We start from the raw sequence: 20,736 nt of genomic DNA on the forward strand, positions 1-20,736 counted from the left end.
TCGTTATAATGTGCGACCTTGGTTCGCCTGACAGCGGTTTTAAGCCTCTGAAAAGGTGACATTTGCGTTTCGAAGGTATATTTTGTTTTTTACCCGAAAATCGCAGGAGATAGCGGCATAATGACTGATAAGTTCCATATCTTAGTTTTGAACGGACCGAACCTGAACATGCTCGGAACCCGTGAGCCAGAGAAGTACGGCACGCTGACATTGAGTGAAATTGTTAACCGTCTGGGAACGGAAGCAGCGTCACTGAATGTGGATTTGGATCATTTTCAGTCGAATGCGGAGTACGCAATCATCGACCGTATTCATCAGGCTAAAGACAATGTGGACTATATCCTGATCAATCCGGCCGCGTTTACGCACACCAGTGTTGCTATCCGCGACGCACTGCTCGCGGTGAGTATCCCGTTTATCGAGATCCACCTGAGTAACGTGCACGCCCGAGAGCCGTTCCGCCACCATTCGTATCTGTCAGATATCGCTGCTGGCGTTATCTGTGGACTGGGCGCTGACGGCTATTCATACGCTTTACAGACAGCGGTAAAACGCTTGTCACAATCACACTAAACAAGAGTACGGAACCCACTCATGGATATTCGTAAGATTAAAAAACTGATCGAGCTGGTTGAAGAATCAGGCATCTCCGAACTGGAAATTTCTGAAGGCGAAGAGTCTGTACGCATCAGCCGTGCAGCCCCAGCCGCTAGCTTCCCGGTAATGCAGCAGGCTTATGCTGCGCCAGTGCAGCAGCCTGCGCTCTCCGCAGCCGTTGCGCCAGCAGCAACTGAAGCCGCACCTGCCGCTGCAGCAGAAATCAGTGGTCACATCGTACGTTCCCCAATGGTTGGTACTTTCTACCGCACCCCGAGCCCGGACGCGAAGGCGTTCATCGAAGTGGGTCAGAAAGTCAACGTAGGCGATACCCTGTGCATCGTTGAAGCGATGAAAATGATGAACCAGATCGAAGCAGACAAATCAGGTACTGTAAAAGCGATTCTGGTCGAAAGTGGTCAGCCGGTTGAATTTGACGAGCCGCTGGTCGTCATCGAGTAACGAGGCGAACATGCTGGATAAAATTGTTATCGCCAACCGCGGCGAGATTGCTCTGCGTATTCTTCGTGCCTGTAAAGAGCTGGGCATCAAGACCGTCGCGGTGCACTCAAGCGCGGATCGCGATTTAAAACACGTATTGCTGGCGGATGAGACGGTCTGTATTGGCCCGGCTCCGTCCGTAAAAAGCTATCTGAACATCCCGGCTATCATCAGCGCCGCTGAAATCACCGGCGCGGTGGCAATTCATCCGGGTTACGGCTTCCTCTCTGAGAACGCCAACTTTGCTGAGCAGGTTGAACGCTCTGGCTTCATCTTCATCGGTCCGAAAGCCGACACCATCCGCCTGATGGGCGACAAAGTGTCTGCAATCACCGCGATGAAAAAAGCCGGTGTGCCAACCGTACCAGGCTCTGACGGCCCTCTGACCGACGACATGGATGCTAACCGTGCTCATGCTAAACGCATTGGCTACCCGGTTATCATCAAGGCGTCCGGCGGCGGCGGCGGTCGCGGTATGCGCGTTGTGCGTAGCGATGCCGACCTGGCGCAGTCCATCTCCATGACCAAAGCTGAAGCGAAAGCCGCTTTCAGCAATGACATGGTATACATGGAAAAATACCTGGAAAACCCACGCCACATCGAAATTCAGGTGCTGGCTGACGGTCAGGGTAACGCGATCTATCTGGCAGAGCGTGACTGCTCCATGCAGCGTCGTCACCAGAAAGTGGTCGAAGAAGCGCCAGCACCGGGTATTACCCCGGAACTGCGTCGCTACATCGGCGAGCGTTGCGCCAAAGCGTGTGTCGATATCGGCTATCGCGGGGCGGGTACCTTTGAGTTCCTGTTCGAAAACGGCGAGTTCTATTTCATCGAAATGAATACCCGTATTCAGGTTGAACACCCGGTTACCGAAATGATCACCGGCGTTGACCTGATCAAAGAACAGCTGCGTATCGCTGCAGGCCAGCCGCTCTCCATCAAGCAGGAAGAAGTTGTGGTGAAAGGCCATGCGATCGAGTGTCGTATCAACGCCGAAGACCCGAACACCTTCCTGCCAAGCCCGGGTAAAATCACGCGTTTCCACGCGCCGGGTGGTTTTGGTGTGCGTTGGGAGTCTCATATCTACGCCGGTTACACCGTACCGCCGTACTATGACTCAATGATCGGCAAGCTCATCTGCTACGGCGAAAACCGTGACGTGGCGATTGCCCGCATGAAGAACGCCCTGCAGGAGCTGATCATCGACGGTATCAAAACCAACGTTGATCTGCAGATGCGTATCATGAGCGACGAGCACTTCCAGAATGGTGGAACCAACATCCACTATCTCGAGAAGAAACTCGGTCTTAACGAGAAGTAAGACTGCGCGCGCACGAAAAGGCCGGATTATCCGGCCTTTTTTATTTCTGGGGCCTGGAAAGCCTCATCATGTACAATCCCCGCTTTCTTCATCCACAAGGGACAAAAAATGGACAAACGTTTTGTTCAGGCCCATAAAGAAGCGCGCTGGGCGCTGTGGCTGACCCTTCTCTATCTCGCCGCATGGTTAGTAACTGCTTACTTACCAAATTCAGCCTCCGGTATCACCGGCCTGCCGCACTGGTTTGAAATGGCGTGTCTGCTGGTACCGTTGATTTTCATTTTGCTCAGCTGGCTGATGGTGCGCTTTATCTTCCGCGATTTCCCGCTGGAGGATCGTGATGCAAACTGAAATCATCACCGTACTGGTTGTCTATTTGATCGTGGTTTTTGGCCTCTCTTTCTATGCCATGCGCAAACGCAGTACCGGATCGTTCCTGAGCGAATATTTCCTCGGCAGCCGTTCGATGGGCGGGTTTGTGCTGGCGATGACGTTGACCGCCACGTACGTGAGCGCCAGTTCGTTCATTGGCGGGCCGGGCGCGGCGTATAAATACGGGCTGGGCTGGGTACTGCTGGCCATGATCCAGGTGCCCACGATCTGGCTGTCACTGGGTATTCTGGGCAAAAAATTTGCCATACTCGCTCGCCGCTATAACGCCATTACGCTAAACGATATGCTGCAGGCGCGTTATCAGAGCCGCGCGGTGGTCTGGATTGCCAGTATCAGCCTCATTGTCGCCTTCGTCGGCGCCATTGCTGTTCAGTTTATTGGCGGCGCGCGCCTGCTGGAAACGGCTGCGGGTATTAAGTACGAGACCGGGCTGCTCATCTTCGGGATCACGATTGCGCTGTACACCGCGTTTGGCGGCTTCCGCGCCAGCGTGCTGAACGATACCATGCAGGGCATGGTGATGCTGATAGGCACCCTTGTGCTGCTGGTCGGCGTCATCTACGCGGCCGGTGGATTACACAATGCGGTGCAAACGCTGGAGCAGATCGATCCTAAACTGGTCAGCCCTCATGGTGCTGATGATATCCTGACGCCCGCGTTTATGACCTCCTTCTGGGTGCTGGTCTGCTTCGGGGTTATCGGTCTGCCGCATACCGCCGTGCGCTGTATCTCCTATAAAGACAGCAAAGCCGTTCATCGGGGAATTGTGATTGGTACCGTCGTTGTCGCGCTGCTGATGCTGGGTATGCATCTGGCGGGCGCGCTGGGACGGGCCGTATTACCTCACCTGACCGTGCCGGATCAGGTGATCCCTACGCTGATGGTGCAGGTTCTTCCCCCGTGGGCCGCAGGTTTGTTCCTTGCCGCACCAATGGCGGCCATCATGTCTAACGTTAACGCGCACCTGCTGCAGGCTTCCGCCACTATCATCAAAGATCTGTGGCTCAGCGCGCGTCCGGCTAAAATGCATAATGAGCAAAAGCTGAAACGCATCTCGACCTGGACCACGCTGGTGCTCGGCATTCTGATGATGTTAGCCGCATGGCGCCCGCCGGAGATGATCATCTGGCTGAACCTGCTGGCGTTTGGTGGGCTTGAAGCGGTATTCCTGTGGCCGCTGGTGTTAGGGCTCTACTGGGAGCGTGCAAACGCGGCGGGCGCGCTGAGCGGCATGATTGTCGGCGGTGTGCTGTACGCCGTCCTCGCAACGTTTAAGATTCAGTACCTGGGCTTCCATCCGATTGTGCCTTCGTTACTGCTAAGTTTACTGGCGTTTGTGGTGGGGAACCGTTTTGGTCAGCCCGTCCCACAGCCCGCTATGATTTCTACTGATAAATAAAGAGTTTTGCCATGCCGTGGATCCAACTAAAACTGAACACAACCGGCGCTAACGCCGAGGAACTGAGCGATGCGCTGATGGAGGCCGGCTCGGTCTCTATCACCTTCCAGGACACGCATGACACGCCGGTCTTTGAGCCTCTGCCGGGCGAAACACGCCTGTGGGGCGATACCGACGTTATCGGCCTGTTTGATGCTGAAACCGACATGAAAGAGGTCGTCGCGATTCTGGAAAACCACCCTCTGCTGGGCGCTGGGTTTGCGCACAAAATCGAACAGCTGGAAGACAAAGACTGGGAACGCGAGTGGATGGATAACTTCCACCCGATGCAGTTCGGCAAGCGTCTGTGGATCTGCCCGAGCTGGCGCGAGGTTCCTGATGAAAACGCGGTTAACGTCATGCTCGATCCGGGTCTGGCGTTTGGTACCGGCACCCATCCCACGACGTCCCTGTGCCTGCAGTGGCTGGATGGTCTCGATCTGGACGGTAAGACGGTGATCGACTTCGGCTGTGGATCCGGGATCCTCGCGATTGCCGCCCTGAAACTGGGTGCGGCTAAAGCCATCGGGATCGATATCGATCCGCAGGCCATTCAGGCCAGCCGCGACAACGCCGAGCGTAACGGCGTTTCCGATCGTCTGGAGCTGTATCTGCCGGATGCGCAGCCAGAAGCCATGAAAGCCGACGTGGTGGTCGCAAACATTCTGGCAGGCCCACTGCGTGAGCTGGCCCCGTTAATCAGCGTGCTGCCCGTTGAGGGCGGTCTGCTGGGGCTTTCGGGTATCCTGGCAAGCCAGGCGGACAGCGTGTGCGACGCCTACGCCGATCTTTTCACTCTCGACCCGGTGGTGGAGAAAGAAGAGTGGTGTCGTATTACCGGTCGTAAAAAATAAGCATTTGGCGTGGTCATCTGACCACGCCTTTCTCCCACTGATAATCCTCTCTCCCTCTGCCATTCTTCGGTAAAATAACCACACAAATCATGTTGATTTGTATTATAAAAATTCACCGGAAGAATATGATGAAACACATTACAGGCAAGGCAGCGCTGCTGGCGCTGAGCATGGTTTCGGCTTCAGCATTTGCGTCACACTGGAGCTACGAAGGGGAAGATTCACCGGAACACTGGGGCGAACTGGACGAGGCTTACAAGACCTGTCAAAGCGGAATGAACCAGTCTCCAATTAATATTGATTCAACCGCTAACGCCCATCTCTCCCCGCTTAAAACGCACTACATTGATGGCCCCGTGGGGCTGACAAACAATGGCCATACCATCCAGGCCAGCGAAAAGGCAGATACCCGCAACACGATCACCCTGGACAAGCAAACCTGGACGCTACAGCAGTTCCACTTCCATGCGCCGAGCGAAAACACCGTGCACGGCAAAAAGTACGCGATGGAGATGCATCTGGTACATAAAAACAGCGCGGGTGAGCTGGCCGTGGTGGCCGTCATGTTTGATAAAGGTGCTGCAAATCCGGAGCTGGAAAAGCTGTGGAGCGTGATGCCGCAGCAGGCTGAACAGAACGTAACCCTTGAGAAGGATCTCAACCTGAACAAACTGCTGCCAAAGGTGAAAACCTACTGGCGCTTTAGTGGCTCGTTGACCACGCCACCGTGTTCTGAAGGGGTCACCTGGATCGTGCTCAAACAGCCGTTAACCGTCTCAGCAGAACAGCTTGAGAAATTTACTCATACCATGCATCACGATAATAACCGTCCGGTACAGTCTCTGCATGGGCGTGTTGTGGTCGAATAACGCCCATCCTGAGCCTTAAGATCATGTTCTAAAATGCGACGCAGATCGCAAAGAAGAGGGAAAATCTGCTGCTAAAAACAGCAGATTATCCCGCTGAGGTAAGCCGTTTATTCAGAAATGATGAGAAGTTACGGGAAATTGTAAGCGCCCATAAAATAGCCATTCCCACATAACATAATGATTTAAATAGTGAATAATTCTTAACGGAAAGATTGAGCGGCGATTCCTTGATCTACAACAGTGGATTGTTCAAAGTTTGGCCTTTCATCTCGTGCAAAAAATGCGTAATATACGCCGCCTTGCAGTCACAGTATGGTCATTTCTTAACTCATGCGCATCGGACACCACCAGCTTAGAAATCACCTGATCGCAGCCCCTATGGCAGGTATTACCGACCGGCCGTTCAGGACGCTGTGCTATGAGATGGGAGCCGGTTTAACCGTATCCGAGATGATGTCGTCTAACCCGCAGGTTTGGGAAAGCGATAAATCCCGCCTTCGGATGGTGCACATTGATGAACCGGGTATTCGCACCGTGCAAATTGCCGGAAGCGTGCCTGAAGAGATGGCAGATGCCGCGCGTATCAACGTGGAAAGTGGTGCCCAGATTATTGATATCAATATGGGGTGCCCGGCCAAAAAAGTGAATCGCAAGCTTGCAGGTTCAGCCCTTCTGCAATACCCCGACCAGGTGAAAGCTATCCTGACGGCGGTTGTCAGCGCAGTGGACGTTCCTGTTACGTTAAAGATTCGCACGGGTTGGTCGCCGGAACACCGTAACTGTGTAGAGATTGCCCAACTGGCCGAAGACTGTGGCATTCAGGCCCTGACCATTCATGGACGCACGCGCGCCTGTTTGTTCAACGGTGAAGCTGAATACGACAGCATTCGGGCAGTTAAGCAGAAAGTTTCCATTCCGATTATCGCGAATGGCGACATAACTGACCCGCTTAAAGCCAGAGCTGTGCTCGACTATACGGGAGCTGATGCTCTGATGATAGGACGTGCCGCTCAGGGAAGACCCTGGATCTTTCGGGAAATCCAGCATTATCTGGACACTGGAGAGCTGCTTGCTCCACTGCCTCTGGCAGAGGTTAAGCGCTTGCTTTGTTCGCATGTTCGGGAACTGCATGACCACTACGGTCAGGCGAAAGGGTACCGAATTGCGCGTAAACACGTTTCCTGGTATCTCCAGGAGCACGCTCCAGATGACCAGTTTCGGCGCACATTCAACGCCATAGAGGATGCCAGCGAACAGCTGGAGGCGTTGGAGGCATACTTCGAAAATCTTGCGTAATGAAATAAAGAGCTGACAGAACTATGTTCGAACAACGCGTAAATTCTGACGTACTGACCGTTTCTACCGTTAACTCTCAGGACCAGGTAACTCAAAAGCCCCTGCGTGACTCGGTTAAACAGGCACTGAAGAACTATTTTGCTCAACTGAACGGTCAGGATGTTAATGACCTGTATGAGCTGGTACTGGCTGAAGTTGAACAGCCACTGTTGGACATGGTGATGCAATACACCCGCGGTAACCAAACCCGCGCTGCGCTGATGATGGGTATCAACCGTGGTACTCTGCGTAAGAAACTGAAAAAATACGGCATGAACTGATACTAATCAGTTAAATGCTTGTTTAAAAAGGCGCTCTTCGGCATGGGGAAGCGCCTTTTTTATTTCCTGCTTCAGTCCGTCAACGCTTTGTAAACCTTCGCTTATCCCTCTTTAAAACCGCTGCTTTTGGTGTATATTTCCCCCACTCTACTGGCGCTCTTCTCGCGGAATGACACAATGATTCGTAAATACTGGTGGCTGGTTGTCTTTGCAATCTCCGTTCTGATTTTCGATGCACTCCTGATGCAGTGGATTGAACTGATGAGCACCGAAACCGATAAGTGTCGCAATATGAACTCCGTGAATCCCCTGAAACTCGTGAACTGCTCAGAGCTCGACTAATCGCCTGATTGCGCAAATCTCCCCGTTATTACCCACTAAAAACGGGGATTTAAATCCCTTTGAGCCATTACCCGACGGTGATAATGTCTCGCCCTTCTCAACCGCTCTAGCGTAACCTCACACTCGAGTAGAACCGTCCATGCTGGTCAGCCAATACAACCATATCCTTGTTGTCCTCTCCTTTGTTGTCGCCATTCTTGCCGCATATACCGCACTGAATATGGCGGCACGTGTCGCCGGGAGTCAGGGCGTCGCTGCCCGCGTCTGGCTGGCTGGTGGCGGTATTGCAATGGGCATAGGCGTGTGGGCCATGCATTTTATCGGCATGCTGGCGATGGACCTCTCCATGAGCATGAGCTACAACGCCACCCTGACGGTGTTATCGATGGTCATCGCCGTGGGGTCGTCACTATTTGCGCTCTGGCTCGTTAGCTGCGATCGGTTACGCTTGCGCCGTCTGCTGCCCGGTGCGCTGGTGATGGGAAGCGGTATTGTTGCCATGCATTACACCGGCATGGCTGCGCTGGAGGTGATGCCCGGGATTATCTGGGACAAGGTCTGGGTGGCCATTTCGGTCGCCATTGCGCTTGCCGCTTCACTCGCTGCATTATGGCTGACCTTCCGCCTGCGTCACGATGCCGCTCAGGTCGTGCTGATGCGCACGGGTGCCGCCATCACCATGGGCATTGCCATTGCCGGGATGCATTACGCCGGGATGAAAGCCGCACAGTTTCCGATGTCCACAATGGTTCACCATGAGGGTATCAACGGGAGCTGGCTGGCGGTGCTGGTTAGCGTCGTCGCGCTCTCTATTCTTGGGATTACCCTGCTGGTATCGATGCTGGATGCCCGCCTTCAGGCACGTACCGCCCTTCTGGCCTCGTCACTTGCAGAAGCTAACCGGGAACTCGCACAACTGGCCCTGCACGATACCCTGACGCGTCTGCCCAACCGTATCCTGCTGGAAGACCGACTCGATCAGGCCATCAGCAAAGCCGATCGTGAAGGGACCCATTTCGCCCTGATGTTCATGGATCTCGACGGTTTTAAAGCCATCAATGACGCTTACGGCCATGATGTTGGTGACAAGCTGCTGATTGCCGTTACGGAGCGTCTGCTGCATCTCCTGAAGGGCCAGTTCACCCTGGCACGTATCGGCGGTGATGAGTTTGTTCTGCTGGCTGAGGGAGAAGGCCCGGACGATGCGGCATCGCTGGCGAATTCGCTGGTGCGCGCGATCGATAGCCCGTTCAACCTCGACCACTATGAACTGGTGGTGACCCTCAGCATTGGGATCGCGCTGTATCCTCACGACGGCAAAACCGAACGTGAGCTCATGTTTAACGCCGACGCGGCGATGTACCATACCAAGCACATGGGCCGGAACGGTTACCACTTTTTCCAGCCCTCGATGAATACGCTGGCGCAGACCCATCTTCAGTTGATGAACGATCTGTGGATGGCGATCGATCGCAATGAGCTACGCCTGCTGTACCAGCCAAAATTTCACGCTCCCGCCGGTCCAATCCTTGGATTTGAGGCGTTATTGCGCTGGCAGCATCCTAAGCAGGGGTTACTGACCCCGGACCTTTTCCTGCCGCTGGCGGAGAAAACGGGGCTGATTATCCCTATCGGCAACTGGGTAATTAATGAAGCCTGTCGCCAGCTGCGTGAATGGCATCTTCAGGGACATCAAAACTGGTCAATGGCGGTAAACCTGTCGACGCTGCAGTTTGAACAGCCTTCGCTGGTCAACACGGTTCTCAACTGCCTGGCACTTCATCATGTGCCACCAGAAATGTTGATCCTGGAAGTGACGGAAACCACGGCAATGAGCAACCCGGATGAAAGTGTACGGGTGCTGACAGAGCTGACTGAAGCGGGCGTAAAGGCCTCCATTGATGATTTTGGTACCGGATATTCGAGCCTGCTGTACCTCAAGCGCTTACCGGCCTGTGAATTGAAAATCGACAGGGCGTTCGTGAAAGAGCTAAGCGGGGAAAGCGAGGATGCCACCATTGTCTCAGCGATTGTGGCCCTCGCCAAAACACTCAACCTGAAAGTCGTGGCTGAAGGTGTGGAAACCGAAGCACAGCAAGCTTTTTTAACCGAGCTGGGTTGCAACACCCTTCAGGGTTATCTGTTAGGTAAACCCGTCAGCGCGCAAACCATTGAGGCACTTTGCGCGCGAGGGGAAATGTTACCTGGCGCTGAGCTGTAAGCATCATCATGAGGCGATACGCGAATGACAGGCAGTGTCGCCAGAATGCTATCAACCAGGGCGGGAGCCTGCTGAAAAAGATTGAAACTGTCGTTATTCATTAACCAGTTTTTAATGATCCCGCTAAAAAAACCGTGGAATACGATCAGGGTCAGATCAACATTTACCTTTGGCGAAATGATGTTACGTGAAATACAGGCCTCCAGCGTGGCACGCAGCGTGTCATAATTGAATCCAATCCGTTTTCTTATCTCACTCTCAGAAATCATATCACTGCTAAATTCACATTTGTGATACAGAATTTGTAAAAGGGCACATTGTCGGGGCTCACGCGCAATATACTGCAGCGCAGTAATAAATTGCTCACGAAGTATTAACAATGGATCATCACCTTCGGAAAGGGAAAGCCGGTCGCGAATAATGTCGCGAAGCGGCAATTGCTGCTCCCAGATGGCATTAAATATTTCGGCTTTACTGGTGAAGTGCCAGTAAATGGCACCGCGCGTAACCTTTGCGGCATCCGCGATGTCCGTCAGCGTCGTGTTGGCTACGCCACGCGTCGCAAACTGGCCGATAGCCGCCTCAATCAGCTGCTGCCGGGTTTGTTGAGCTTCTTCTTTCTTTTTACGCGCCATAGACAACTACTCGCTACTCACAAGATTTATACGTAACACAGGGGTCAGGAGAAAGTATTCACCAAATTCCGTTTTAATTTTGCACAAAAAAAGTCAATCTTCTTAATTTATAGCTTAGCTAAATATATATTTAAGTTTAAATTCACAGCATGAATAATTAAATCACGTTAAGCGCTATTTAACTGATTAGCTTGCCGGAAGATGACGGAGAAATAAACCGAGCCTGATTCTGATTTTTCCGCTCAGACCATGTTATTCGCACTTATAAATTAAAAAACATTAAATACCCTCATTATTATACGCAGCTACATTTTATTTTTTATCCCGCTGCCCCTGCTACCGATTCACGCCAAATATCGGTTTCCGGGTATTTAAAGGACCAGTAATGACGAATCATTTCAGACGCTTACCTTTAGCCGGTTTCATTGTCTGCGCTGCACTGCTCTCAGGATGCGATGGCCAGGAAAACCAACCGCAACATCCGCAGGCCCCCCAGGTCAGCGTGCATATTGTGAAAAGCGCACCGCTGGCTGTCACCACTGAACTCCCGGGCAGAACTGATGCGTTCCGCGTGGCAGAGGTTCGTCCGCAGGTTAGCGGTATTATCCTGCGCCGCAACTTCACGGAAGGCAGTGATGTAAAAGCCGGGGATTCGCTTTATCAGATTGATCCTGCAACCTATCAGGCGGCTTACGATAACGCGAAAGGCGAGCTGGCGAAGGCCCAGGCGGCGGCCAATATTGCACACCTGACGGTGAAACGTTATCTCCCGCTGGTCGGCACACAGTATGTCAGCAAGCAAGAGTATGACCAGGCCGTCGCCACGGCCCAGCAGGCAGATGCCAGCGTCGTCGCCGCCAAAGCGGGCGTTGAAAGTGCACGCATCAATCTTGCCTATACCAAAGTGACGTCTCCCGTCGATGGCCGCATCGGCAAATCCAGCGTGACGGAAGGCGCGCTCGTGACGAACGGACAAACCGCGGCGCTGGCAACGGTCCAGCAGCTTGATCCGATTTACGTTGATGTGACCCAGTCCAGTAATGATTTTATGCGTCTGAAGCAGACGAGCCTGCAAAAAGGCGATACCGCCAGCAGCGTTGAGCTACTGATGGAGAACGGGCAGCCCTATCCACTGAAAGGCACATTGCAGTTCTCCGACGTCACGGTGGATGAAAGTACCGGCTCGATTACCCTGCGCGCCATTTTCCCGAATCCTCAACATCTGCTGTTACCCGGTATGTTCGTTCGCGCCCGCATTGATGAAGGTACACAGCCGGATGCGATACTGGTTCCCCAGCAAGGCGTGACCCGCACACCGCGAGGCGATGCCACCGTGATGGTGGTGAACGATAAAAATCAGGTTGAGTCTCGCACCGTCGTTGCGCCACAGGCGATTGGCGACCGCTGGCTGGTAACGGAAGGGCTGAAAAACGGTGACCGCGTGATTGTCAGCGGACTACAGAAGGTTAGACCGGGCGTAACCGTCGTCGCTACGCCTGATACCACCACCGCTCCGGCCAGTTAAGGGACGACGACATGGCTAATTTCTTTATTCAGAGACCGGTTTTCGCCTGGGTACTTGCCATCATTTTGATGATTGCAGGCGGACTGGCCATTCTCAAACTTCCCGTCGCACAGTATCCGACCATTGCACCTCCCGCCGTGGCGATATCCGCGACCTACCCGGGAGCAGATGCCCAGACGGTACAGGATACCGTGACCCAGGTTATCGAACAGAACATGAACGGTATCGATAACCTGATGTATATGTCCTCCACCAGCGATTCAGCGGGTAACGTCACGATCACCCTGACCTTCGAGTCCGGAACCGATCCGGACATCGCCCAGGTGCAGGTTCAGAACAAGCTGCAGCTCGCCATGCCGCTGCTGCCGCAAGAGGTGCAGCAGCAGGGGATTGGCGTTGAGAAGTCCAGCAGCAGCTTCCTGCTTGTTGCCGGTTTTGTATCAGACAACAAAAACCTGACGCAGGATGACATCTCCGACTATGTCGCCTCGAACGTCAAAGATGCCATCAGCCGAACGTCTGGCGTCGGTGACGTGCAGCTGTTTGGCGCCCAATATGCGATGCGTATCTGGCTCGACAGCAATGCGATGAACAAATACCAGCTGACGCCGCTGGATATCATCAACCAGTTGAAAACGCAGAACGACCAGATAGCGGCAGGCCAGTTGGGCGGGACGCCGTCCATCCCGGGACAACAGCTGAATGCCTCGATCATCGCGCAAACCCGCCTGAAATCACCGGAAGAGTTCGGTCGCGTGACGCTCAAGGTGAACCAGGACGGCTCGATGGTGCATCTGAAGGACGTGGCTCGCATTGAGCTGGGTGGCGAAAACTACAACATGGTGACGAAAATCAACGGGCAGGCAGCAACCGGCCTGGGGATTAAGCTGGCAACCGGGGCCAATGCGCTGGATACGGCAGCAGCCATCAAGAGCAAGCTGGCACAACTGCAGCCGTTCTTCCCGCAGGGGCTCAAAGTCGTCTACCCCTATGACACCACGCCGTTTGTGAAAATCTCTATCCACGAAGTGGTGAAGACCCTGTTTGAGGCGATCGTTCTCGTCTTCCTGGTCATGTACCTGTTCCTGCAAAACCTGCGGGCAACGCTCATCCCGACGATCGCGGTTCCGGTCGTTCTGCTGGGTACCTTCGCGGTTCTGGCGGCGTTCGGTTTCTCCATCAATACCCTGACAATGTTCGGCATGGTGCTGGCGATAGGCCTGCTGGTTGATGACGCTATTGTCGTCGTCGAGAACGTTGAACGCGTCATGGTTGAGGACAAGCTGCCACCGAAAGAGGCCACGCAGAAGTCGATGGGGCAGATTCAGGGTGCGCTGGTGGGGATCGCCATGGTGCTCTCGGCGGTCTTTATCCCGATGGCCTTTTTTGGCGGCTCGACGGGGGCGATCTATCGCCAGTTCTCGCTGACTATCGTTTCCGCTATGGCGTTGTCCGTACTGGTTGCGCTAATCCTGACGCCTGCACTCTGTGCAACGTTGCTTAAGCCCGTATCCGCCGATCATCATGAGAAAAAAGGGGGTTTCTTCGGCTGGTTTAATGCGCTTTTTGATAAGAGCGTGGAGCACTACAGTAACAGCGTGAGCGGTATCTTGCGCAAAACCGGGCGCTATCTGGTGGTGTACGTCATTATTGTCGGTGGGATGGCGGTGCTCTTCCTGCGCTTACCCACCTCTTTCCTCCCCGAAGAGGATCAGGGGGTGTTTATGACGATGGTTCAGCTGCCTGCGGGGGCAACCCAGACGCGTACTCAGCAGGTCCTCGATCAGGTTCAGGACTACTACCTGAATAAAGAGAAGGCGAATGTTGAATCCGTCTTTACCGTAAACGGCTTTAGCTTTAGTGGCCAGGGCCAGAACTCCGGTATTGCCTTCATCAGCCTCAAACCCTGGGAGGAGCGACCTGGGGCACAAAATGGGGTCGAGGCGATTGTGGGTCGTGCGACGAAAGCCTTCAGTCAGATTAAAGACGGCCTTGTTTTCCCGTTTAACCTGCCTGCCATTATTGAGCTGGGTACCGCAACGGGCTTCGACTTTGAACTGATCGATCAGGCTAACCTCGGACATACCCAGCTGACGCAGGCGCGTAACCAGCTGCTCGGCATGGTGAAAGAGCACCCCGACCTGCTGGTACGCGTGCGTCCTAACGGTCTGGAGGATACGCCACAGTTCAAGCTGGACGTCGACCAGGAGAAAGCCCAGGCGCTGGGCATCAGTCTTTCTGACGTCAACCAGACGATTTCGACAGCCTTAGGCGGCACCTATGTGAATGACTTTATCGATCATGGGCGCGTGAAAAAGGTCTACGTCCAGGCTGATGCAAAATTCCGTATGTTGCCAGGAGATATTAACAATCTTTACGTGCGCAGTGCGAACGGGGAAATGGTGCCGTTCTCAGCCTTTAGCAACGCTCACTGGGTTTACGGTTCACCTCGTCTGGAGCGCTACAACGGAATGCCCTCTATGGAGATCCTCGGTGAATCAGCCCCGGGTAAAAGTACCGGCGAAGCCATGGCTATGATGGAAAGCCTCGCGGCAAAACTGCCTTCCGGCATCGGTTATGACTGGACAGGAATGTCTTACCAGGAGCGACTTTCGGGTAACCAGGCGCCTGCACTGTACGCCATCTCACTGATCGTGGTGTTCCTGTGTCTGGCGGCGCTGTATGAAAGCTGGTCCATTCCGTTCTCCGTCATGCTGGTTGTGCCGCTGGGGGTCATCGGGGCGCTTCTCGCAGCATCACTGCGCGGGTTAAACAATGACGTCTATTTCCAGGTCGGCCTGCTGACCACGATTGGTCTGTCAGCGAAAAACGCCATTTTGATCGTCGAATTTGCTAAGGACCTGATGGAGAAAGAGGGTAAAGGCATCATTGAGGCCACGCTGGAGGCGTCAAGGATGCGCCTTCGACCGATCCTGATGACGTCTCTGGCCTTTATACTGGGCGTCATGCCGCTGGTGATCAGCTCCGGGGCAGGGAGCGGTGCGCAAAACGCCGTCGGTACGGGCGTGATGGGGGGAATGCTTTCCGCAACGCTGCTGGCGATTTTCTTCGTACCCGTATTCTTTGTGGTGGTCCGTCGACGCTTTACCCGCCATAAAGATTAACATTTCCCTAAAAAGGCACCTCTGGTGCCTTTTTTATTTTTAACACAAACAATGAATTAGGCATTAAGCAAAACTAATGTTAAAAATACGATGATTTGCATTAAGTAAAAATACTCTCTTGCAGCTTCATAATGTCTCCATTAATTCGTCCTGAAAACGACTTTTCTCCACGATTTTTACAAACTACATAATTTGAGATTATTCCTCGTGTAACGCGGACTTACCCCGGTGGTAAAATAACCTCCAGTTCGTTAATTGCCCTCCTGGCTTTATAGCGGATGAGAAATAATATTGAGGTAACATCATGAAAAGATTCATTTCCGTTGCACTACTCGCTGCGCTGCTTGCTGGTTGCGCGCACGACTCTCCATGTGTACCGGTTTACGACGACCAGGGCCGACTGGTTCATACCAATACCTGCATGAAAGGCACCACCCAGGATAACTGGGAAACTGCGGGTGCTATCGCCGGCGGTGCTGCCGCAGTGGCAGGTTTGACGCTGGGTATTGTTGCCCTGACGAAGTAACAGTTGTTAAGAAAGCGCGGCTCTGGCCGCGCTTTTGCTTTTAATCAGTGCACTATTTTCAAATAAGTAAAAAATAGCCCCGTATTTATTCGCGCTGTTCATTTCATCCTGAAACCAGTCACATCTTTTTCGTATACTCATTTAAATTACCGGTTCTATTGTGATGATTTTCACACATTAATATTATTGACTACCCTGCCAATATTCACGCTAGAAACTATCTTGTCTTTTTCCTGACGCGACTCAAAACTTTTGCTCCAATTTGTGGCACAGGTTGTAATTTCGCACCGTTTCAGGGCGCTCGTTTTATTTAAGCCTGTCTACACTCAGCATTAAGCGTTCACTCATCTCTTATTTTGTCGAACGCAAAACTGGCATTACGTTTGCTTTATAAACGTTGGCCAACGCCACAGACAGGTAAAGCGTTTAAAAACGCCTCTATAACGATAAATTTCGCCACACAGGATGCATTATGAAAAAGACGATGATAGCCAGCCTGGCCGCTGCAGGCATGATATTTGCCGTAGCCGGTCAAGCCCATGCGGGAACGACACTGGATGCCGTTAAAAAGAAAGGTTTTGTTCAATGCGGTATCAGTGACGGTTTGCCTGGCTTCTCTTATGCCGATGCGAACGGCAAATTTACCGGTATCGATGTGGACGTCTGCCGTGGCGTTGCTGCCGCCGTTTTTGGTGATGACAGCAAAGTAAAATATACCCCGCTGACGGCGAAAGAACGCTTTACGGCGCTGCAGTCCGGTGAGGTTGACATGCTCTCCCGTAATACCACCTGGACTTCCTCCCGCGACGCAGGGATGGGGATGTCATTCACGGGCGTGACCTATTATGACGGTATAGGTTTCCTGACCCACAATAAAGCGGGCCTGAAAAGCGCCAAAGAGCTGGATGGTGCCACCGTTTGTATTCAGGCGGGCACCGATACCGAGCTGAACGTCGCCGATTATTTCAAAGCAAATAACATGAAATACACGCCAGTGACATTCGACCGCTCGGATGAGTCGGCCAAAGCGCTGGAATCCGGCCGTTGCGACACGCTGGCCTCTGACCAGTCACAGCTGTATGCCTTACGCATTAAGCTGAGCAATCCTGCAGAATGGATTGTTCTGCCTGAAGTGATCTCCAAAGAACCTCTCGGGCCGGTGGTACGTCGTGGCGATGAAGACTGGTTCTCCATTGTTCGCTGGACGCTGTTTGCCATGCTGAACGCAGAAGAGATGGGCATCAACTCGAAAAACGTGGATGAGAAAGCGGCTAAACCATCCAACCCGGATATGGCACACCTGCTGGGTACAGAAGGTGATTTCGGCAAGGATCTGAAGCTGGATAACAAGTGGGCCTACAACATCATCAAACAGGTGGGCAACTACTCTGAGATCTTTGAACGCAACGTGGGATCGGAAAGCCCGCTGAAGATCAAACGCGGCCAGAACAATCTCTGGAACAACGGCGGTATTCAGTACGCACCACCAGTACGTTAAGTCATAGCTGTAACGGGCACTGCTCCGGCAGTGCCCACTCCAGAGTCATGGTTACTGAGGTTTCTTTATGTCCCATCGCCGCTCAGCCGTAAAAGGATCGCTATCCTTTTCTCATCCCGCGGTCCGCGCCTGGCTATTCCAGATTATTGCTATTGTTGCGGTTGTTCTCATCGCCGTGTATCTCATCCATAACACCATCACCAACCTGAATAATCGCGGCATTACCTCCGGTTTCGCGTTTTTAGATCGCAGCGCGGGGTTTGGCATTGTTCAGCATCTTATTGATTACCAGGAAGGTGACACGTATGGACGCGTGTTCGTGGTCGGTTTACTGAATACGCTGCTGGTATCGGCGCTTTGTATCGTCTTCGCGTCGATACTGGGCTTCTTTATTGGTCTGGCGCGTCTTTCTGAAAACTGGCTCCTGCGGAAGCTGTCGACTGTTTATATTGAAACGTTCCGCAATATCCCCCCGCTCCTGCAGATCTTCTTCTGGTATTTTGCCGTATTGCGTAACCTACCCGGCCCCCGTCAGGCCGTCGACGCGTTTGAGCTTTTCTTCCTGAGCAACCGTGGGCTATCCATTCCTTCTCCTCTGCCGGGCGAAGGGCTGTACGCTTTTATCGGCGCGATTGCGATCGCGCTTGCTCTCACTACTGGGGTATTCCGTTTTAACCGCACGCATCAGATCAAAACCGGCCAGCTTCGCAGAACCTGGCCCACGGCAGTCGTCCTGATCGTTAGCCTGCCGCTGGTGGCTCACTGGCTGTTTGGGGCCGCACTGCACTGGGACATTCCTCATCTGCGGGGCTTCAACTTTCAGGGCGGGATGGTATTAATTCCCGAGCTGGCAGCTCTGACATTGGCGCTGTCGATTTATACCTCAGCCTTTATCGCTGAGATTATTCGTGCCGGGATCCAGGCAGTACCTTACGGACAGCACGAGGCGGCACGCTCACTGGGATTACCGCATACCGTGACGCTTCGCCAGGTCATCATCCCGCAGGCTTTACGGGTCATCATTCCCCCTCTGACCAGCCAGTATCTTAATATTGTCAAAAACTCGTCGCTGGCCGCTGCCATTGGTTATCCCGATATGGTGTCACTCTTCGCCGGAACCGTGCTTAACCAGACCGGACAAGCCATTGAAACCATCGCCATCACCATGTCTGTCTATCTCATCATCAGCCTGGTGATTTCATTGCTGATGAACCTCTATAACCGTCGTATAGCACTGGTCGAGCGCTAAGGATTTATGATGACAAAAGCGATACTGTCGCACTCCTCGCGCCCTGCCAACTCAACAGGTGGACGTTTCATTCTCTGGGCGCGCAAGAATCTGTTCTCCAGCTGGAGTAACAGCCTGCTGACGATTGTCTGCCTGTGGCTCATGTGGGAGTTGATTCCTCCCCTGCTGAACTGGGCGTTTTTACAGGCCAACTGGGTCGGTTCAACCCGGGCAGACTGTACAAAAGCCGGTGCCTGCTGGGTGTTTATCCATGAACGCTTCGGTCAGTTCATGTATGGGTTGTATCCGCATGAACAGCGCTGGCGGATTAATCTGGCGCTGGTTATCGGCCTGCTCTCTGTCGCAGTCATGTTCTGGAAAAAGCTGCCTCACCGTGGACGCTATATTGCCGTCTGGGCGGTGGTTTATCCGATTATTGTCTGGGTGCTGCTCTATGGCGGTTTTCTGGGGCTGGAACGCGTTGAAACACGCCAGTGGGGCGGGCTGACGCTGACGTTGATTATCGCATCAGTGGGGATAGCCGGTGCTCTGCCGTGGGGGATTTTACTTGCCCTGGGGCGACGTTCAAAAATGCCGATCGTCCGCGTGCTCTCCGTTATCTTCATTGAGTTCTGGCGCGGCGTACCGCTTATCACCGTCCTGTTTATGTCGTCGGTCATGCTGCCGCTGTTTATGGCTGAAGGCACAACGATCGACAAACTGATCCGTGCCCTGGTCGGGGTAATTCTCTTCCAGTCCGCCTATGTTGCAGAAGTTGTGCGCGGTGGTCTGCAGGCGTTGCCTAAAGGCCAGTACGAAGCGGCAGAATCACTGGCGCTCGGCTACTGGAAAACGCAGGGGCTGGTCATTCTTCCCCAGGCACTCAAGCTGGTCATCCCGGGTCTGGTCAACACGATCATTGCCCTCTTCAAGGATACCAGCCTGGTGATCATCATCGGATTGTTCGATCTCTTTAGCAGCGTGCAGCAGGCAACCGTTGACCCTGTCTGGCTGGGCATGTCCACCGAAGGATATGTCTTTGCTGCCCTGATCTACTGGATCTTTTGTTTTAGCATGTCGCGCTACAGCCAGCATCTGGAAAAGCGCTTTAACACCGGGCGTACACCGCACTGAGGAAAATATGAGCCAAATAACTATGACACCCGCCGACGCGATGATTACGCTGGAAAACGTGAACAAATGGTACGGACAGTTTCATGTCCTGAAGGACATTAATCTCAAGGTCAAGCAGGGCGAACGCATTGTCCTGTGCGGCCCTTCCGGATCCGGGAAATCCACAACCATTCGCTGCATTAACCATCTTGAAGAGCATCAGCAAGGACGCATCGTGGTTGATGGTATTGAGTTGAATGAAGATATCCGCAATATCGAACGCGTGCGTCAGGAAGTGGGAATGGTCTTTCAGCACTTTAATCTGTTTCCGCACCTGACCGTTCTCCAGAACTGTACGCTTGCACCGATTTGGGTACGGAAGATGCCGAAAAAGGAAGCCGAGGCGCTGGCAATGCACTACCTGGAGCGCGTACGTATCGCAGAGCATGCGAATAAGTTCCCTGGCCAGATATCGGGTGGCCAGCAGCAGCGTGTGGCTATCGCCCGTTCACTGTGTATGAAACCGAAAATTATGCTGTTTGATGAACCGACATCAGCTCTCGATCCGGAAATGGTGAAGGAGGTTCTGGATACCATGATTGGGCTGGCACAATCCGGCATGACTATGCTGTGCGTCACGCATGAGATGGGGTTCGCGAGAACCGTGGCTGACCGGGTGATCTTTATGGACCGTGGGGAGATTGTTGAGCAGGCGCCACCGGATGAGTTCTTTGCGCATCCGAAGTCAGAACGTACGCGAGCATTCCTGTCGCAGGTGATTCATTAATCTGCTGTTTTTGCCCGGTGGCGCTGCGCTTACCGGGCCTACCGTTTTCACGAGAATCATAACGCAAAAAGGCCATCCTTTCGGATGGCCTTTTCACTTGTTTGATGTCTGGCAGTTCCCTACTCTCACATGGGGAGACCCCACACT

The 20,736-nt window shown here is 53.3% G+C and carries 19 protein-coding genes; 18 read left to right on the plus strand and 1 reads right to left on the minus strand.

The annotated features are described in order from the left end of the window. Positions 1-120 precede the first annotated feature (120 nt). From aroQ to LJA86_RS14920, 11 genes are all read left to right on the plus strand, one after another. Positions 121-573 (plus strand): type II 3-dehydroquinate dehydratase, encoded by a 453-nt coding sequence (aroQ, locus tag LJA86_RS14870; protein WP_024906320.1) that lies wholly within the window; start codon positions 121-123, stop codon positions 571-573. Between the two features lie 21 nt (positions 574-594). Further along, positions 595-1,059, plus strand: coding sequence for an acetyl-CoA carboxylase biotin carboxyl carrier protein (accB, locus tag LJA86_RS14875; RefSeq protein ID WP_013098992.1), 465 nt, complete (start codon positions 595-597; stop codon positions 1,057-1,059). A gap of 10 nt (positions 1,060-1,069) precedes the next feature. Continuing rightward, positions 1,070-2,419 (plus strand): acetyl-CoA carboxylase biotin carboxylase subunit, encoded by a 1,350-nt coding sequence (gene accC, locus LJA86_RS14880; RefSeq protein WP_024906319.1) that lies wholly within the window; start codon positions 1,070-1,072, stop codon positions 2,417-2,419. Between the two features lie 108 nt (positions 2,420-2,527). Further along, on the plus strand, positions 2,528-2,770 hold the full coding sequence (locus tag LJA86_RS14885; protein ID WP_048028794.1) for a YhdT family protein: 243 nt from the start codon (positions 2,528-2,530) through the stop codon (positions 2,768-2,770). Next, positions 2,760-4,211, plus strand: coding sequence for a sodium/pantothenate symporter (panF, locus tag LJA86_RS14890; protein ID WP_032650448.1), 1,452 nt, complete (start codon positions 2,760-2,762; stop codon positions 4,209-4,211). Before LJA86_RS14885 ends, panF begins: the two co-directional genes overlap by 11 nt. Before the next feature lie 11 nt (positions 4,212-4,222). After that, positions 4,223-5,104 carry a 50S ribosomal protein L11 methyltransferase gene (gene prmA / locus LJA86_RS14895; protein ID WP_045910140.1) on the plus strand — a complete coding sequence of 294 codons (882 nt, stop codon included), beginning with the start codon at positions 4,223-4,225 and terminating at the stop codon, positions 5,102-5,104. Positions 5,105-5,232: 128 nt separating this feature from the next. After that, positions 5,233-5,973, plus strand: coding sequence for a carbonic anhydrase (locus LJA86_RS14900; protein ID WP_069719891.1), 741 nt, complete (start codon positions 5,233-5,235; stop codon positions 5,971-5,973). A gap of 330 nt (positions 5,974-6,303) precedes the next feature. Further along, positions 6,304-7,269: a tRNA dihydrouridine synthase DusB gene (gene dusB / locus LJA86_RS14905; protein ID WP_229226357.1), complete on the plus strand. Its 966-nt coding sequence runs from the start codon at positions 6,304-6,306 to the stop codon at positions 7,267-7,269. Positions 7,270-7,292: 23 nt separating this feature from the next. Beyond that, positions 7,293-7,589, plus strand: a complete 297-nt coding sequence (gene fis, locus LJA86_RS14910; protein ID WP_000462905.1) for a DNA-binding transcriptional regulator Fis — start codon at positions 7,293-7,295, stop codon at positions 7,587-7,589. A gap of 177 nt (positions 7,590-7,766) precedes the next feature. Further along, entirely contained in the window at positions 7,767-7,931 is a 165-nt protein-coding gene (locus tag LJA86_RS14915; RefSeq protein WP_008502862.1) for a DUF2556 family protein, read from the plus strand. Positions 7,932-8,070: 139 nt separating this feature from the next. Beyond that, complete coding sequence (locus tag LJA86_RS14920; RefSeq protein WP_111967946.1) at positions 8,071-10,152, plus strand: putative bifunctional diguanylate cyclase/phosphodiesterase; 2,082 nt, start codon at positions 8,071-8,073, stop codon at positions 10,150-10,152. Here the strand turns inward: LJA86_RS14920 and envR are convergent. Continuing rightward, a complete protein-coding gene (envR, locus tag LJA86_RS14925) occupies positions 10,068-10,787 on the minus strand; it encodes an acrEF/envCD operon transcriptional regulator (protein WP_045910143.1) in 720 nt (239 codons plus the stop codon). The genes LJA86_RS14920 and envR overlap by 85 nt on opposite strands. A 385-nt stretch (positions 10,788-11,172) precedes the next feature. Here envR and LJA86_RS14930 point away from each other — a divergent pair, with 385 nt between their 5' ends. From LJA86_RS14930 to LJA86_RS14960, 7 genes are all read left to right on the plus strand, one after another. Then, a complete protein-coding gene (locus LJA86_RS14930; protein ID WP_045910144.1) occupies positions 11,173-12,312 on the plus strand; it encodes an efflux RND transporter periplasmic adaptor subunit in 1,140 nt (379 codons plus the stop codon). Positions 12,313-12,323: 11 nt separating this feature from the next. Further along, positions 12,324-15,437 carry an efflux RND transporter permease subunit gene (locus LJA86_RS14935; RefSeq protein ID WP_048028789.1) on the plus strand — a complete coding sequence of 1,038 codons (3,114 nt, stop codon included), beginning with the start codon at positions 12,324-12,326 and terminating at the stop codon, positions 15,435-15,437. Between the two features lie 304 nt (positions 15,438-15,741). Further along, entirely contained in the window at positions 15,742-15,963 is a 222-nt protein-coding gene (locus LJA86_RS14940) for a lipoprotein (RefSeq protein WP_008502867.1), read from the plus strand. A 472-nt stretch (positions 15,964-16,435) separates the two neighbouring features. After that, positions 16,436-17,461 (plus strand): amino acid ABC transporter substrate-binding protein, encoded by a 1,026-nt coding sequence (locus LJA86_RS14945; protein WP_045910146.1) that lies wholly within the window; start codon positions 16,436-16,438, stop codon positions 17,459-17,461. Positions 17,462-17,528: 67 nt separating this feature from the next. Next, positions 17,529-18,710, plus strand: coding sequence for an amino acid ABC transporter permease (locus tag LJA86_RS14950; protein ID WP_048028788.1), 1,182 nt, complete (start codon positions 17,529-17,531; stop codon positions 18,708-18,710). Positions 18,711-18,719: 9 nt separating this feature from the next. Continuing rightward, positions 18,720-19,823: an amino acid ABC transporter permease gene (locus tag LJA86_RS14955; protein ID WP_023309439.1), complete on the plus strand. Its 1,104-nt coding sequence runs from the start codon at positions 18,720-18,722 to the stop codon at positions 19,821-19,823. A gap of 7 nt (positions 19,824-19,830) precedes the next feature. Further along, complete coding sequence (locus tag LJA86_RS14960) at positions 19,831-20,589, plus strand: amino acid ABC transporter ATP-binding protein (RefSeq protein ID WP_014171880.1); 759 nt, start codon at positions 19,831-19,833, stop codon at positions 20,587-20,589. Positions 20,590-20,736: the final 147 nt, after the last annotated feature.

The sequence above is a fragment of the Enterobacter sp. TCD1-1 genome, from assembly GCF_020567405.1.
GTDB lineage: Bacteria > Pseudomonadota > Gammaproteobacteria > Enterobacterales > Enterobacteriaceae > Enterobacter > Enterobacter quasiroggenkampii.

Bases quoted from the DNA above. Each gene is read 5' to 3' on its own strand.
- prmA (WP_045910140.1), top strand. From the start codon at position 4,223: ATGCCGTGGATCCAACTAAAACTGAACACAACCGGCGCTAACGCCGAG.
- LJA86_RS14900 (WP_069719891.1), top strand. From the start codon at position 5,233: ATGAAACACATTACAGGCAAGGCAGCGCTGCTGGCGCTGAGCATGGTT.
- accB (WP_013098992.1), top strand. From the start codon at position 595: ATGGATATTCGTAAGATTAAAAAACTGATCGAGCTGGTTGAAGAATCA.
- LJA86_RS14935 (WP_048028789.1), top strand. From the start codon at position 12,324: ATGGCTAATTTCTTTATTCAGAGACCGGTTTTCGCCTGGGTACTTGCC.
- LJA86_RS14915 (WP_008502862.1), top strand. From the start codon at position 7,767: ATGATTCGTAAATACTGGTGGCTGGTTGTCTTTGCAATCTCCGTTCTG.
- LJA86_RS14930 (WP_045910144.1), top strand. From the start codon at position 11,173: ATGACGAATCATTTCAGACGCTTACCTTTAGCCGGTTTCATTGTCTGC.
- LJA86_RS14940 (WP_008502867.1), top strand. From the start codon at position 15,742: ATGAAAAGATTCATTTCCGTTGCACTACTCGCTGCGCTGCTTGCTGGT.
- LJA86_RS14950 (WP_048028788.1), top strand. From the start codon at position 17,529: ATGTCCCATCGCCGCTCAGCCGTAAAAGGATCGCTATCCTTTTCTCAT.
- LJA86_RS14945 (WP_045910146.1), top strand. From the start codon at position 16,436: ATGAAAAAGACGATGATAGCCAGCCTGGCCGCTGCAGGCATGATATTT.
- accC (WP_024906319.1), top strand. From the start codon at position 1,070: ATGCTGGATAAAATTGTTATCGCCAACCGCGGCGAGATTGCTCTGCGT.
- LJA86_RS14960 (WP_014171880.1), top strand. From the start codon at position 19,831: ATGAGCCAAATAACTATGACACCCGCCGACGCGATGATTACGCTGGAA.
- LJA86_RS14885 (WP_048028794.1), top strand. From the start codon at position 2,528: ATGGACAAACGTTTTGTTCAGGCCCATAAAGAAGCGCGCTGGGCGCTG.
- fis (WP_000462905.1), top strand. From the start codon at position 7,293: ATGTTCGAACAACGCGTAAATTCTGACGTACTGACCGTTTCTACCGTT.
- panF (WP_032650448.1), top strand. From the start codon at position 2,760: ATGCAAACTGAAATCATCACCGTACTGGTTGTCTATTTGATCGTGGTT.
- LJA86_RS14955 (WP_023309439.1), top strand. From the start codon at position 18,720: ATGACAAAAGCGATACTGTCGCACTCCTCGCGCCCTGCCAACTCAACA.
- aroQ (WP_024906320.1), top strand. From the start codon at position 121: ATGACTGATAAGTTCCATATCTTAGTTTTGAACGGACCGAACCTGAAC.
- dusB (WP_229226357.1), top strand. From the start codon at position 6,304: ATGCGCATCGGACACCACCAGCTTAGAAATCACCTGATCGCAGCCCCT.
- LJA86_RS14920 (WP_111967946.1), top strand. From the start codon at position 8,071: ATGCTGGTCAGCCAATACAACCATATCCTTGTTGTCCTCTCCTTTGTT.
- envR (WP_045910143.1), bottom strand. From the start codon at position 10,787: ATGGCGCGTAAAAAGAAAGAAGAAGCTCAACAAACCCGGCAGCAGCTG.